Raw genomic sequence first — 12,346 nt, 5'->3', positions numbered from 1 at the left:
AACATGAGCAGCAGCGATCAGCAGCATCCGTACCCGGACCAGCCGTACGGCCAGGAGCCGCAGCAGCCGTACGGGAACCAGCCGTACGGCCAGGAGCCGCGGCCTCACGTGAATCAGCCGTACGCGGACCAGTCATACGGGGACCAGCCGTACGGGGACCAGTCGTACGGGGGCCAGGGCTACCCGGACCCCGCTTACGGCCAGCAGCAGCCCTACGGTGAACCGTCCTACGGTCAGCAGGCCCGCTACCCGGGCGAATCTGCCCCGGCCGCGTCACAGGCCCCGCAGGCCCCGTACGCGCCACAGGCGCCGTACACACCGCAGGCCCCGCAGACACCGCAGGCCCCGTACGCACCGCAGGGCACGTACGAGCCGCCGCAGGCTGCGCCACAGCCGTACCGGGCCGCGCACCCGACCCACCAGTCCGTGCAGCACCAGTACGAGCCCCAGCAGGCGCAGCAGCCCTACGAGCCGCAGCAGACGCCTCAGCCTCAGCAGCCCTACCGGGATCCGCAGGCCGGGGAGCCGGCGGTCGCGCAGACCTGGGAGGGCCAGACCTGGGACACCCAGTACCAGCCCACCCTCCGGCCGGCGCAGCAGCCCGCGCGGCCCGTGCAGGCCGCACAGGGCGCCTCGGGCGCCCACCCGCTGCCGCCCGAGGTCCCGGCGGCGACCGCGGCCCCCGCGCCGGTGGCCGCCTCCGTGGGCGCCGCACAGGCCGACGACGGGTACAGCGCGCCCACCACGCTGGGCAACAGCCGCATCACGGACGCCCAGCGCGCCCGTGCGGAGGGCCGCTCCCCGATCATCGCGCCCGGGATGCAGCCGGCCGCGATCACCGCCGGGCTCGGGCTGCTGCTCGCGCTCGGTGCGGCCATCGGCTCGTACGCCCTGGTCGTCCCGCTGGTGCTGCTCCAGGCGGTGACCGCGGCCGGGTGGTTCCGGCTCAACGGCATGTGGCCGGCCCGGCAGGGCATCGCGCTCGCGTTCGCCGGCGGCCTCGTCGCCGATGTGGCGCTGCTGGCCGCGGGCCGGGAGAACGGTCCGGCCGCGATCCTCGGCACGCTCGGCGTCTGGGTGCTGCTCACCGTCGTCCTCCAGCTGCGCAGCCGGGCGGGCGCCGACGAGCGGATGGAGGGCCTGATGGCCACCGTCGCCTCCGCCGCGCTCGCGGTCCTGGCCGCCGGGCACCTCGCGGCGGTTCCGGACGCGGTGACGGTCGGCGGTGTCGCCGTGGCCCTCGCGGTGGTCGCCCGGGCGCTTCCGCTGCCGGGGCCGGTCTCCGTGGTGGCGGCGCTGGTCGTCGCGGCGGCCGCGGGCGGGGCGGCGGGAGCCGTCACGGACCTGGGGGCGAAGGGCGCGCTGCTCGGCCTCGCCGCCGGTGGCTGCGCGCTGATCGGGCTGCGGGTGGCCAGCTACGACTACCCGTCGCGCTTCGTGCACATGACCGCCGGAGTCGCGCTGCCGCTCACCGCGGCCGCGCCCGCCGTGTACCTGATCGGCCGCGCGATCTCGTAGTGAGTCACCCCGCGACTGGTCACTCCTGACCGTCGCGCCTCACGCGTCACAGAGCTGCCGAAGCCCTCCACGGGGAACCGATGGGGGGCTTCCGCTCGTCGATCACCCGGAGCGTGACGTGCGGCCGCAGTAGGCTCACGGGCGCCGAGCGGTCCGAACGGACGCGGGCGGGGGAGGACAAGGCATGCGTGCACTGCGAATACTGCTGGTCATAGTGGTGGTTCTGGCCGGCGTGTTCATCGCCGTCGACCGCGCGGCGGTGTATTTCGCCGAGTCGCAGGTCGCGGAGCGGGTACGGGTGCCCGGCGCGGAGATCGGCTCGACGGACGTCTCGATCAAGGGCTTTCCGTTCCTGACGCAGCTCGCCGGATCGGAGCTCGACGAGGTCGACGTGAAGATCACCGGCCTGGAGACCAGCGCGAACGGCCGCACGCTCCGGATCAGCGAGATGAACGCCGACCTGCACCAGGTCCGGCTGACCGACGGTTTCTCCGGCGCGGTCGCCGCACGGGCGACCGGGACGGCCGTGGTGTCGTACGCGGACCTCACCAAGGCGGCCAGCGCGGACGTCGCCGTCGCGTACGGCGGCAACGGCAAGGTGAAGGTGACCGGCACGGTCCAGGTCCCCGGTCTGGGCCAGGAGATCTCGCGCAGCGTGCTGTCCAGCGTCACCCTGGTCGACGGCCACACGGTGCGGGTGCACGCCGACAAGGTGCCGGGCGAGGGCATTCCCGGGCTTGAGGGCCTGGTCAGGAGGAAGACCGACTTCGAGCGCGAGGTCGGCGGGCTGCCCAAGGGCCTGAAGCTGGAGAGGATCCAGCCGACCGCCGAGGGCCTGGAGATCTCGGTGACCGGCACGGAGGTCACGCTCGCCGGCTGACTCCGGCGGCGAGTCGCCGCACCGTACGGGGCCTGCGCCACATACTGAGACGGCTGCGTCCGGTCCGCAGATGCCGGGCCGGCGCCACGTTCCCGGGGACGGCCGCGGAGCAGGCGTGAATCCCCTCTCGTCTCGCCCTTCGGACGATCGCGTCTCAATGGGTGACACGACGGTGACATGTCCGGCCGTACGTCCCTACGATCGGTCCCATGCAGTGCTCTATTAGCGGTCTCCCGCAGCGGGGACGGGCGGATCTCACGAAGCGGCGGGCAGTGGACCTGTGCCGCGTCGCCGCCATGCTCTGTCGCACTGTCTGAGCGGGAGCGTCGACTTCCCGCGTTCCCGGCCCGCCGACCATGCGTCGGGGCCATCCCGATGCCTCTGTGCACGTGCCGCATTCCGCGCTCCGTACATCCGCATCCCGCACCAACTCGCATCATCTCGCCGCAGACTGCCCCGGAGGAGAACACAATGAGCCGCAGTGACGTCCTGGTAGACGCCGACTGGGTCGAGGCCCACATCGACGACCCGAAGGTTGCCATCGTCGAGGTCGACGAGGACACCGCCGCGTACGAGAAGAACCACATCAAGAACGCGATCCGGATCGACTGGACCAAGGACCTCCAGGACCCGGTCCGCCGCGACTTCATCGACCAGGCGGGCTTCGAGGAGCTGCTGTCCGGCAAGGGCATCGGCAACGACACCACGGTCGTCCTGTACGGCGGCAACAACAACTGGTTCGCGTCCTACGCGTTCTGGTACTTCAAGCTCTACGGCCACCAGGACGTCCGGCTGCTCGACGGCGGCCGCAAGAAGTGGGAGCTCGACTCCCGCGACCTGGTCGACGGCGACCAGATCCCGTCCCGCCCGGCCACCCAGTACAAGGCCAAGCCGCAGGACGAGTCGATCCGCGCCTACCGCGACGACGTCGTGAAGGCGATCGGCTCCCAGAACCTGGTCGACGTGCGGTCGCCCGACGAGTTCAGCGGCAAGCTGCTCGCCCCGGCCCACCTCCCGCAGGAGCAGTCGCAGCGCCCCGGCCACGTGCCGAGCGCCCGCAACATCCCGTGGTCGAAGAACGCCAACGACGACGGCACCTTCAAGTCGGACGACGAGCTGAAGGCCCTCTACGAGGCCGAGCAGGTCGACCTGTCGAAGGACACCATCGCGTACTGCCGCATCGGTGAGCGCTCCGCGCTCACCTGGTTCGTGCTGCACCAGCTCCTCGGCCAGGAGAACGTCAAGAACTACGACGGTTCGTGGACCGAGTACGGCTCGCTGGTGGGCGTGCCGATCGAGCTCGGCGCCAACAAGTAACTCCGCACCACCCGGACCCGGCACGACCCCCGACCAGAAGGACAGAACACCATGTGTGGAGCAAAGGCCGGCGGCCCCGACGCTTCGACGATCAAGCCCGGTGAGACCACCATCCAGGGCAGCGTGACCCGCGACGGCGAGCCCGTCACCGGCTACGTCCGCCTGCTGGACTCGACCGGTGAGTTCACCGCGGAGGTCCCGACCTCCGCGACCGGACAGTTCCGCTTCTACGCGGCCGAGGGCACCTGGACGCTGCGCGCGCTCGTCCCGGGCGGCAGCGCCGACCGCACGGTCGTGGCACAGACGGGCGGTCTGTCCGAGGTGGCCATCGCCGTCTAGTGCTTGTCCGGTGGATCAGGGTCGGATAGGACGCCGCGCCCCCGGCCATGATCCACCGGACAGGCCCTCGTGCCCCTCCCGGCACCGGAACCAGGCACGAAGACCGGCCGAAGGGCCGTACCCCAGGGGGCTGGACGCCCTACTGAACCGGGGTACGGCCCTTCGTGCCGTCCGGGTGACGGTGGCTCTTCCCCAGGACCGGCTGGGCGGGCGAATCAGGCCTACGCTGGATTCATGTACGCCCGACGACGTCGCGCATATTTCCTGATGATGGGCGGATGCCTCGTCCTCTTCGTCTCGTCCTGGGCCTTCGTGAGGCTCTGGTCGATTCCCGCCGCCATCAGCATGTGCGTGATCGCCATGGTCATCCCGCCCGTCGCGGCGATCGTGGCCAACCGGAAGGGCCCGGAGGACCGCTGGTGGGACGACCCGCCCCCGGACCCCCGGCGGCGGACGGGCAAGGAGAACCCCGCGAACCCCACCGGCGACCCGGAGTCCGACGCGTGGTGGGACGAGCTGGACGGCAGGAAGCGCCGCCGGTGAGCGATCGGCCCGGCCGGTGACCGGCTGCTCGGCGACCGGCTCCCGTCAGTAGACGAGGGCCTGCACGCCGTCGGCCATGATCTCGCTGACGAAGACCTGGGCCCCGGCGATCCGTACCCCGTCCAGGACGTCCTGCTCGGTGATGTCGCGGCGGGCCGCGCACTGGGTGCAGAGCGTGATCGAGCCGCCCGCCTGGATCGACTCGATCAGATCCGGCAGCGGCGCCGAATGCGGCAGTTCGAACTCGGCGGCCCGCCCCGGCAGGGCGAACCAGGCGGATTCCCCGGTCAGCCAGAGCGAGACCTCCACGCCGCTGGCGACGGCGACCGCCGCCACCGTGAACGCCTGCGAGCAGCGCTCGGCGGAGTCGGCACCTGCGGTCACCTTGATCACGAGCTTCTTCGGCATATGCGGAACTGTAATCCCCGGCCGTACAACCTCGGCGGTGAGTGGCGGGTCAGTTGGTTGCGCGGATGACGGAATCCGCGCTTCAGGTCTCGTGGGGGGACCCATTTTGAATCAGAAGGACACCATTCCACGCCTTGGGGAAGGGCCCGTCGAGGGGGCGTCCGCGTCCGGTTCCGGTGCGGTGGGACGACGCCCGCGCGGGCGTACGGCCCTGATCGTCGCCGTCGCCGCGGTGCTCGGGATCGCCGGCGGCACCGCCGTCGGCTACGGCGTACAGGCCGAGCGGGCACCGACCCCGCTGGGCGCGCTGTCGCAGCCGGACCTGGCGTACCCGGCGAAGGCCCTGACCGCGGACCGGCTGCCGGACCCGCTCCCGGCCGCGCAGGACCGCAAGGTCCGGACGGACGGGGATCTGCGCAAGCTGCTCGTCCCGAGGCCGGCGGGCTGGAGCGAGGCCAAGGACGTGACGTCCGTACGGGACGGCTGGATGGAGGTGGAGGACTACGCGCTCGGCTTCGAGCACGAGGACGTCATGTTCGGCCGGTTCCTGGAGTCCGGCGTCCGCCGGATCGCCGCCGCCGTCTGGGAGAAGGGCGAGTACGGCACGGCGGACATCGCTCTCGTGCAGTTCGCGCCCGGTACGGGGACGCCGGCCGCGGAGCACGCGGAGGACCAGCGCCTGTACATGCCCGACAAGGATCACGGCGCGGGCAACAACGGCGACGCGATCAAGGGCAGCCTCGACGGCCGCTACTACGTGTACGAGGCCGACCGGAAGCCGGGCTACCTGCCGGTCTACCAGGCCAGGGCGGTCTTCGACCGGGGCGAGGTCATGGTCGACATCCACCTGTCCGACACCCGGCCGATCAGCAAGAAGGACATCCGGACGCTGGCCGAGCGACAGCTGGAGCGCCTGTGAGCGACGACGACACCACCACACCCGTGACCGCAGCCGCACCGCTGACCGAGCCCGAGCCCGCCTCCGGTCCCGCGCCCGCGCCCGCCGGGAAGCGCGGGAAGCGCCGCGCGATCCTGGCCACCGGCCTGACCGTGCTGGTACTCGGGGCCGTCGCCACCGCGGCCGTGTACACGAAGACCACCGTCGACAACGCCGACCGCACGGTCACGACCGAGCTGTGGGCCGGGTCCTCGCACGGCACCACCGCCAAGGACCCGGCGGGCGATGTCTCCCTGGGCCGGGCGTCCACCGAACTCAGCAAGCTGCTGCTGCCGGTCCCCGACGGGTACCGGCTCGGCCCGGACGAAGGGGTGCACGGCAACGACGGCGAGGTCAGCGGCCCCGAGGCCGCCGCCGAGATGAAGGCGGGCAACCGCGGACTCGCCGGGAAGCAGCGGCGGGAGCTGGATAAGCGGATCGACAAGCTCCACGTCCAGGGCCTCGCCGTCCGGACCTACGTGTCCGACGGGAACGACCTGATCTTCAGGACCGAGCTGGTGCGGATGAAGGACAAGAAGGCCGTCCGGGACCTCTACCGCTTCCGGGCCGGGCTCTTCGACGCCATCGGCGTCTTCCGGGACGGGCCCGCGGTCAACGGTCACAAGAAGGACGCCACGTGCTTCCTTCAGCCCAAGGACAGCGAGCACAAGATCGAGAGGATGTACTGCATGGCGTACGACGGCGAGATGGTCCTCAGCTTCTCGGCCGCGGGTCCCAGGCCCGTCCGCAAGTCGTTCGTCGCGGGCCTGGTGAGGGACCAGCTGGACCACATCAAGTCCCCGGGGGAGTACGTATGACCGAGCGGACCGCCGCCGAGGCCGAAGCGGGGCCCGCCCCTGTTGCCGCCGCCGTGGCCCCCGACGCCGCAGCGGCTGCGCCCGTGCCGCCGCTGCCGCCGCTGCCCCCGACGTCCCGGCCGCCGCGCCGGGTGCTGCGGGCCGTGGCCCGGTGGACCGTCGCCGCGCTGGTGCTCGGCGGACTGGGCGCGGGCTCGGCGTACGCCATCACCTCGCAGGAGCGCACCGACGTGCCGGGGCTGGCCACCGGGAGCGACGGGCGCTGGGGGTTCCCCCGGCTGAGCCTGCCCGCGCTCCCGCCCGGCGCGCCCCGCCCGTTCACCGAGGGCAACACCGCGGAGGTCCACCACGCGGACCTGCGCGGGCTGCTGCTGCCCGCCCCGGCCGGAGCAACGGCGGACAAGAAGCTGACGGGCGGCTGGATCAGCACGGAACGGTTCGTCTCCGAGTACGAGCGGAGCTCCCGCGCCGATATCGCCGCCGAGCTGAAGGAGGCCCCTCTCCGGCACATCGCGGCGCGTGGCTGGACCATGCCCGACGGCACGTCGAGCCGGGTCTACCTGCTCCAGTTCAACTCGGCGGGCTACGCGGACGCGTTCCACGACGACCGCTACGGCGGCACCGCGACGGCGGGGGACCCGCTGGTCGGCGCCGCTCAGGTGGAGCTGGACGAGAGCTGGTCGGGCGGCGGGAAGGTGGAGCACACCGCGTCCTACGTGGCCGTGGAGCCGAAGCCCTTCGGCGCCGCACAGGTCAGGCAGGCGTACCTGGTCGCCGGTGACACCGTCGCGCTGGTCGTCCAGTCCCGCAGGGGCGCCGGAGGCACGCCCAGCGTTCCCTTCCACCAGACGGTGATCCTGCAGAACCAGCTGCTGGGCTGAGCCGCCCCGCGGCAAACCCCGAACCGACGGGCCGGGCCTCCACCCATTAGGCTGGGACCCGGCCCGTACTGCTGCCATACCGCTCGTTCAAGGAGCTCCCGTGCTTGAGGCATTCTTCACCACCCTGCTGGTCCTGGTCTGTGTCGGCACCCTCGCCTTCGCCGGTCTGACCGTGAAGAAGCTGTACCAGGGTCAGCGCTGACCCCTCAGCTCCACGCGCGTCCTCCCCGTTCCGCCCGCCTCACAGATCGTCTGAGCCGCTCATGATCGAGATTCCGTCCGACCTCCACCCGGACCTCGTCCCGCTGGCATTCCTCCTGGGCAACTGGGCGGGCGCGGGCGTGTCCGACTTCCCCGGTGCCGAGAAGTGCAACTTCGGCCAGGAAGTGACCTTCAGCCACGACGGCCGGGACTTCCTGGAGTACGTCTCGCACACCTGGGTGCTCGACGCCGAGGGCGAGAAGGCCCGGCCGCTGGAGTCCGAGTCCGGCTACTGGCGCATCGACAAGGACCGCAAGGTCGAGGTCGTGATGGTCCGCGACCAGGGCGTCATCGAGATCTGGTACGGCGAGCTGGCCCACCAGAAGCCGCAGATCGACCTGGTCACCGACGCGGTGGCCCGGACCGCGGCCTCCGGCCCGTACAACGGTGGCAAGCGGCTCTACGGCTATGTGAAGAGCGACCTGATGTGGGTCGGTGAGAAGTCCACGCCCGAGGTGGAGCTGCGGCCGTACATGTCGGCGCACCTCAAGAAGGTCGTCACCCCCGAAGAGGTCGCCGCGATGGCGAAGAGCCTCGGGGACCTGCCGGACGACGGGATCGCGTTCTTCAAGTAGCCGGCCCGGCGGTCCGCCCTCTCGTTCCACTGGGGGCGCCACCCGTACGGACCTACACTGGGGCCTGTGGTGAGCACCGACTGGAAGACCGATCTTCGGCAGCGTGGCTACCGGCTGACGCCGCAGCGGCAGCTTGTCCTGGAAGCCGTGGACGCGCTGGAGCACGCGACGCCCGACGAGATCCTCTCCGAGGTCCGTCGGACGGCTTCCGGCGTGAACATCTCGACCGTCTACCGGACCCTGGAGCTCCTGGAGGAGCTGGGCCTGGTCAGCCACGCCCATCTGGGCCACGGGGCACCCACGTACCACCTGGCCGACCGCCATCACCACATCCACCTGGTCTGCCGGGACTGCGGAGAGGTCATCGAGGCCGATGTCGGCGTCGTCGCGGAGTTCACCGAGAAGCTGCGCGGCACGTTCGGGTTCGAGACGGACATGAAGCACTTCGCGATCTTCGGCCGCTGCGCGGACTGCGCGGCGAAGGCGGCGGGGCGGCCCGCGGATGCGGAGCGGTCCGGCAACCCGGCCGAGCGGTCCGCGAATCCGGCCTGACGGGCCGAGTCGTACGCTGGTCGCATGAAGAGCCCCCTGCTGTCCCTGCCCGGTGCCGTCCCCGCCGAGGGCTGCGACGAAGGCGTCGCCGCGCACTACGGCGACCTGTTCCGCGAGCAGCGCGCCCTCGCCGACGGCTCCGGCCTCGTCGACCTCTCGCACCGCGGCGTGGTCACCGTCACCGGGAGCGACCGGCTGGCCTGGCTGCACCTGCTGATCACCCAGCACGTCACCGACCTCGCGCCGGGCCAGGCCACCGATTCCCTGATCCTCACGGCGAACGGGCACATCGAGCACGCCATGTACCTCGTCGACGACGGCGAGACCGTGTGGATGCACGTCGAGCCGGGCACCCAGGGTGAGCTGATCGCTTATCTGGAGTCGATGAAGTTCTTCTACCGCGTCGAAGTCGCCGACCGTACCGAGGACTTCGCGGTCGTGTACCTGCCGGCCGGCTCCATCGCCCCGGCGCCGGAGGGCGGTGCCGTACGCGAGACGCCGTACGGCCGCGACCTGTTCCTGCCGCGCGCCGCTCTGGAGGCGTACGCGGCGGAGCACGGCCCGGCCGTCGGGGTGCTGGCCTACGAGGCGCTGCGCGTCGAGGGCCACCGCCCGCGCCTCGGTTTCGAGACCGACCACCGCACCATCCCGCACGAGCTGGGGCTGATCGGCAGCGCCGTCCACCTTCAGAAGGGCTGCTACCGGGGCCAGGAGACCGTGGCCCGGGTGCAGAACCTGGGCAAGCCGCCCCGCCGCCTGGTCTTCCTGCACCTGGACGGCAGCGAGGTGCTGCTCCCCGGACACGGCACCCCGGTCCGGCTCGCCTCCGACGGCGCCGAGGGCCGTCAGCTCGGCTTCATCACCAGCTCCGCCCGCCACCACGAGCTGGGGCCCATCGCCCTGGCCCTGGTGAAGCGGAACGTGCCGGTGGACGCGGAGCTGCTGGCGGGGGAGAACACCGCCGCCGCCCAGGAGACGGTCGTCGAGCCGTAGCCACGCGTTCGCGGCGCCGCCGGATCAGACCTCGACGACGAGGGTGAACGGGCCGTGATTGGTGAGCGAGACCCGCATGTCCGCCCCGAACCGGCCCGTCTCCACCCGTGCCCCCAGCGCCCGCAGCCGCGCCACCACCTCGTCGACCAGCGGCTCGGCGGTGCTGCCCGGCGCGGCGGCGTTCCAGGTGGGACGGCGGCCCTTGCGGGCGTCCCCGTAGAGAGTGAACTGCGAAATCACCAGAAGCGGTGCATTCACATCGGAGCAGGACTTCTCGCCCTCCAGGATGCGGACCGACCAGAGCTTCCGGGCGAGCTGTGCCGCCTTCTCCGGGGTGTCCCCGTGGGTGACTCCGACCAGCACACACAGGCCCTCGCCGATGATTTCTCCGACCACCGCCGGGCCGCTGCCCTCGCCGTCGGCGTCGGCCACCGTGACGGTCGCACCGTCCACCCTCTGTACCACTGCACGCATACAGACCAACCTATCTTGGGCTGAACGGGTACAGAGCACCTCCACCGGCACCCTCGGAGTGGCACGATGCACGGAGGCGGTGCGCCGACGCACCGGTCGAGGGGATGGACAAGCATGAGCACCCATGGAACCGGGCAGTCCCCGGGTACCGTGCCGGTCACGCGTGCCGGCGTCAACAGCAGTGCGGCTACGGGCACGAGCACCCTGCGCCCACCTGTGCAGCGGACCGGGCAGGGCTCCGACGACGGTCCGGCCGCGCCTGCGCCAGAACTGGGCGCCCTGCGGCTGCCGGAGCTGCGCACGCTGCGCCGCGACTCGCAGAGCGACGAGGCCGACCTGAGCTATGTGCGGCGGCTGGTCCAGGGGCGCGTGGACATCCTGCGGGCCGAGCTGGCCCGGCGGCGGGACCCCGAGTCGCCGGTGGTGGACCGGCTCTCGGAGATCCTGGCGGACGCCCCGTCGCTGCACCGCTCCTCGGCCCGGCACGTCACGCTGAGCATCCCGCGCAGCGACGAGTACCGGCAGCTGGCGGCCGAGACGCTCGCGGAGGTCGGACTGTCCGACCTCGACGCCCGTACGGACGAGGAGCTGCACACGGCGATGGGCCGCCTGGTCCGCTACGAGCAGCAGGTGTCCCGGCGCCGCCACCGGCTCCAGCGCACCGCGGACGACTGCAGCGCGGAGATCGCCCGCAGGTACCGTGACGGGGAAGCACAAGTAGACGACCTGCTCGCCTGAGGCAACCCCTCCGGGGGCGGGTCCCGCCCGTCCCCGGAAGGCCATCATGACCTCCAGCGCAGCCCCGTCCGACCGTTCCGACGCCATATCCGGGCCGGTGCCCGCACCACCGGTGCTGGCCGAGATCGTGCGGTCCGGTTTCATCGAGGGCCACCATCGCGGATCACTGGTCGTCCTGGCCGCCGACGGCAGCGTCGAGCTGACCCTGGGCGATCCGGCGGCGCCGGTCTTCCCGCGCTCCTCGAACAAGCCGATGCAGGCCGCGGCGGTGCTGCGGGCCGGGCTCGACCTGTCGGGGGAACGGCTGGCGCTGGCCGCCGCGAGCCACTCGGGCGAGGGCTTCCACCTCGCTCTCGTGGCCGAGATGCTCGCCGAGCACGGCCTGTCGCCCGATGATCTCCAGACCCCGCCGGACCTGCCGCTGGACCCGGTCGAGGCGGAGGCGTACCTCGCCGTCGGCCGGGTCCGGGAGCGGATCACCATGAACTGCTCGGGCAAGCACGCGGCGATGCTCGCGGTGTGCCTGCGCAACGGCTGGGACCCGGCCACCTACCTCGACCCGGCGCACCCGCTCCAGCAGCTCGTGCTCCAGGTGGTCGAGGAGGCGGCGGGCGAACCGGTCGCCTCGGTCGGTACGGACGGCTGCGGGGCGCCGCTGATGGCGATCTCGCTGGTGGGCCTCGCGCGGGCGTTCCGCACGTTCGTCACGGCGGCGCCGGGTTCGGCGGAGCGCCGGGTGGCGGACGCGATGCGGGCGCACCCGGAGTACGTGGCGGGCACCCGCCGCCCCGACACCTGGCTGATGCGCGAGCTGCCCGGCACGCTGTCCAAGATGGGCGCGGAGGCGGTCCAGGCGGTGGCCCTCGCGGACGGCAGGGCGCTGGCCTTCAAGATCGACGACGGCTCGACCCGGGCGCTGGGCCCGGTGCTGGCCCGCGCGCTCGGCCTGCTCGGGGTGGACGCCCCGGTGGTGTCGCGGATCGGCCGGGCACCGCTGCTGGGCGGCGCCGCGGAGGTGGGCGGGATCCGGGCGGCGTTCTGAGCCCCGCCCCGGTCCCGTACCCCGGGAAAAGCGGGCGACATCCCTGACGGCCGTGTCTAGCGTGGAGCGT

At 72.0% G+C, this 12,346-nt stretch carries 16 protein-coding genes; 14 read left to right on the top strand and 2 right to left on the bottom strand.

Annotated features, from left to right (window positions below; all coding sequences use genetic code 11):
- Positions 1-3 precede the first annotated feature (3 nt).
- The 6 genes from ACIP89_RS29250 (at position 4) to ACIP89_RS29225 (ending at position 4,597) form a co-directional block, all read left to right on the top strand.
- Positions 4-1,518 carry a hypothetical protein gene (locus ACIP89_RS29250; protein WP_402117553.1) on the top strand — a complete coding sequence of 505 codons (1,515 nt, stop codon included), beginning with the start codon at positions 4-6 and terminating at the stop codon, positions 1,516-1,518.
- 184 nt (positions 1,519-1,702) lie between these two features.
- Positions 1,703-2,398, top strand: coding sequence for a DUF2993 domain-containing protein (locus tag ACIP89_RS29245; RefSeq protein WP_401922492.1), 696 nt, complete (start codon positions 1,703-1,705; stop codon positions 2,396-2,398).
- A 209-nt stretch (positions 2,399-2,607) separates the two neighbouring features.
- Positions 2,608-2,715: a putative leader peptide gene (locus ACIP89_RS29240; protein WP_353962123.1), complete on the top strand. Its 108-nt coding sequence runs from the start codon at positions 2,608-2,610 to the stop codon at positions 2,713-2,715.
- Positions 2,716-2,869: 154 nt separating this feature from the next.
- Positions 2,870-3,715, top strand: coding sequence for a sulfurtransferase (locus ACIP89_RS29235; RefSeq protein ID WP_390085526.1), 846 nt, complete (start codon positions 2,870-2,872; stop codon positions 3,713-3,715).
- 51 nt (positions 3,716-3,766) lie between these two features.
- Complete coding sequence (locus tag ACIP89_RS29230) at positions 3,767-4,054, top strand: DUF1416 domain-containing protein (protein ID WP_018490348.1); 288 nt, start codon at positions 3,767-3,769, stop codon at positions 4,052-4,054.
- Between the two features lie 234 nt (positions 4,055-4,288).
- Complete coding sequence (locus ACIP89_RS29225; protein WP_401922496.1) at positions 4,289-4,597, top strand: DUF3099 domain-containing protein; 309 nt, start codon at positions 4,289-4,291, stop codon at positions 4,595-4,597.
- 45 nt (positions 4,598-4,642) lie between these two features.
- On the opposite strand, the gene ACIP89_RS29220 is transcribed toward ACIP89_RS29225, so the two are convergent.
- Positions 4,643-5,005, bottom strand: coding sequence for a DsrE family protein (locus ACIP89_RS29220; protein ID WP_401922499.1), 363 nt, complete (start codon positions 5,003-5,005; stop codon positions 4,643-4,645).
- Between the two features lie 181 nt (positions 5,006-5,186).
- Here ACIP89_RS29220 and ACIP89_RS29215 point away from each other — a divergent pair, with 181 nt between their 5' ends.
- From ACIP89_RS29215 to ACIP89_RS29190, 6 genes are all read left to right on the top strand, one after another.
- On the top strand, positions 5,187-5,924 hold the full coding sequence (locus ACIP89_RS29215; RefSeq protein WP_401922502.1) for a hypothetical protein: 738 nt from the start codon (positions 5,187-5,189) through the stop codon (positions 5,922-5,924).
- Positions 5,921-6,760, top strand: a complete 840-nt coding sequence (locus tag ACIP89_RS29210; protein ID WP_402117551.1) for a hypothetical protein — start codon at positions 5,921-5,923, stop codon at positions 6,758-6,760. The genes ACIP89_RS29215 and ACIP89_RS29210 overlap by 4 nt, the downstream gene beginning before the upstream one ends.
- Positions 6,757-7,641 (top strand): hypothetical protein, encoded by an 885-nt coding sequence (locus tag ACIP89_RS29205; protein WP_402117550.1) that lies wholly within the window; start codon positions 6,757-6,759, stop codon positions 7,639-7,641. Before ACIP89_RS29210 ends, ACIP89_RS29205 begins: the two co-directional genes overlap by 4 nt.
- A 263-nt stretch (positions 7,642-7,904) precedes the next feature.
- Positions 7,905-8,477 (top strand): FABP family protein, encoded by a 573-nt coding sequence (locus tag ACIP89_RS29200; RefSeq protein WP_401922511.1) that lies wholly within the window; start codon positions 7,905-7,907, stop codon positions 8,475-8,477.
- A gap of 66 nt (positions 8,478-8,543) precedes the next feature.
- A complete protein-coding gene (locus ACIP89_RS29195) occupies positions 8,544-9,029 on the top strand; it encodes a Fur family transcriptional regulator (protein ID WP_401922514.1) in 486 nt (161 codons plus the stop codon).
- A 24-nt stretch (positions 9,030-9,053) separates the two neighbouring features.
- A complete protein-coding gene (locus ACIP89_RS29190; protein WP_401922517.1) occupies positions 9,054-10,022 on the top strand; it encodes a YgfZ/GcvT domain-containing protein in 969 nt (322 codons plus the stop codon).
- Between the two features lie 24 nt (positions 10,023-10,046).
- On the opposite strand, the gene dtd is transcribed toward ACIP89_RS29190, so the two are convergent.
- Positions 10,047-10,496 (bottom strand): D-aminoacyl-tRNA deacylase, encoded by a 450-nt coding sequence (gene dtd, locus ACIP89_RS29185; protein ID WP_389208078.1) that lies wholly within the window; start codon positions 10,494-10,496, stop codon positions 10,047-10,049.
- A 114-nt stretch (positions 10,497-10,610) separates the two neighbouring features.
- Between dtd and ACIP89_RS29180 the strand changes: the two genes are divergently transcribed.
- Positions 10,611-11,234 carry an ABC transporter substrate-binding protein gene (locus ACIP89_RS29180; RefSeq protein WP_401922520.1) on the top strand — a complete coding sequence of 208 codons (624 nt, stop codon included), beginning with the start codon at positions 10,611-10,613 and terminating at the stop codon, positions 11,232-11,234.
- Between the two features lie 46 nt (positions 11,235-11,280).
- The gene (locus ACIP89_RS29175; protein ID WP_402117548.1) at positions 11,281-12,276 is read left to right on the top strand and encodes an asparaginase; all 996 of its coding nucleotides are present in this window, start codon (positions 11,281-11,283) and stop codon (positions 12,274-12,276) included.
- Positions 12,277-12,346 lie beyond the last annotated feature (70 nt).

The sequence above is a fragment of the Streptomyces sp. NPDC088730 genome (genome assembly GCF_044751215.1).
GTDB lineage: Bacteria > Actinomycetota > Actinomycetes > Streptomycetales > Streptomycetaceae > Streptomyces.
The sequence above is the reverse complement of the archived record's forward strand: the minus strand, read 5'-3'. Positions and strand labels throughout refer to the sequence as shown.

Excerpts from the sequence above, each read along its gene's own strand:
- ACIP89_RS29250 (WP_402117553.1), top strand. The coding sequence starts at position 4 with ATGAGCAGCAGCGATCAGCAGCATCCGTACCCGGACCAGCCGTACGGC.
- ACIP89_RS29245 (WP_401922492.1), top strand. The coding sequence starts at position 1,703 with ATGCGTGCACTGCGAATACTGCTGGTCATAGTGGTGGTTCTGGCCGGC.
- ACIP89_RS29240 (WP_353962123.1), top strand. The coding sequence starts at position 2,608 with ATGCAGTGCTCTATTAGCGGTCTCCCGCAGCGGGGACGGGCGGATCTC.
- ACIP89_RS29235 (WP_390085526.1), top strand. The coding sequence starts at position 2,870 with ATGAGCCGCAGTGACGTCCTGGTAGACGCCGACTGGGTCGAGGCCCAC.
- ACIP89_RS29230 (WP_018490348.1), top strand. The coding sequence starts at position 3,767 with ATGTGTGGAGCAAAGGCCGGCGGCCCCGACGCTTCGACGATCAAGCCC.
- ACIP89_RS29225 (WP_401922496.1), top strand. The coding sequence starts at position 4,289 with ATGTACGCCCGACGACGTCGCGCATATTTCCTGATGATGGGCGGATGC.
- ACIP89_RS29220 (WP_401922499.1), bottom strand. The coding sequence starts at position 5,005 with ATGCCGAAGAAGCTCGTGATCAAGGTGACCGCAGGTGCCGACTCCGCC.
- ACIP89_RS29205 (WP_402117550.1), top strand. The coding sequence starts at position 6,757 with ATGACCGAGCGGACCGCCGCCGAGGCCGAAGCGGGGCCCGCCCCTGTT.
- ACIP89_RS29200 (WP_401922511.1), top strand. The coding sequence starts at position 7,905 with ATGATCGAGATTCCGTCCGACCTCCACCCGGACCTCGTCCCGCTGGCA.
- ACIP89_RS29190 (WP_401922517.1), top strand. The coding sequence starts at position 9,054 with ATGAAGAGCCCCCTGCTGTCCCTGCCCGGTGCCGTCCCCGCCGAGGGC.
- dtd (WP_389208078.1), bottom strand. The coding sequence starts at position 10,496 with ATGCGTGCAGTGGTACAGAGGGTGGACGGTGCGACCGTCACGGTGGCC.
- ACIP89_RS29180 (WP_401922520.1), top strand. The coding sequence starts at position 10,611 with ATGAGCACCCATGGAACCGGGCAGTCCCCGGGTACCGTGCCGGTCACG.
- ACIP89_RS29175 (WP_402117548.1), top strand. The coding sequence starts at position 11,281 with ATGACCTCCAGCGCAGCCCCGTCCGACCGTTCCGACGCCATATCCGGG.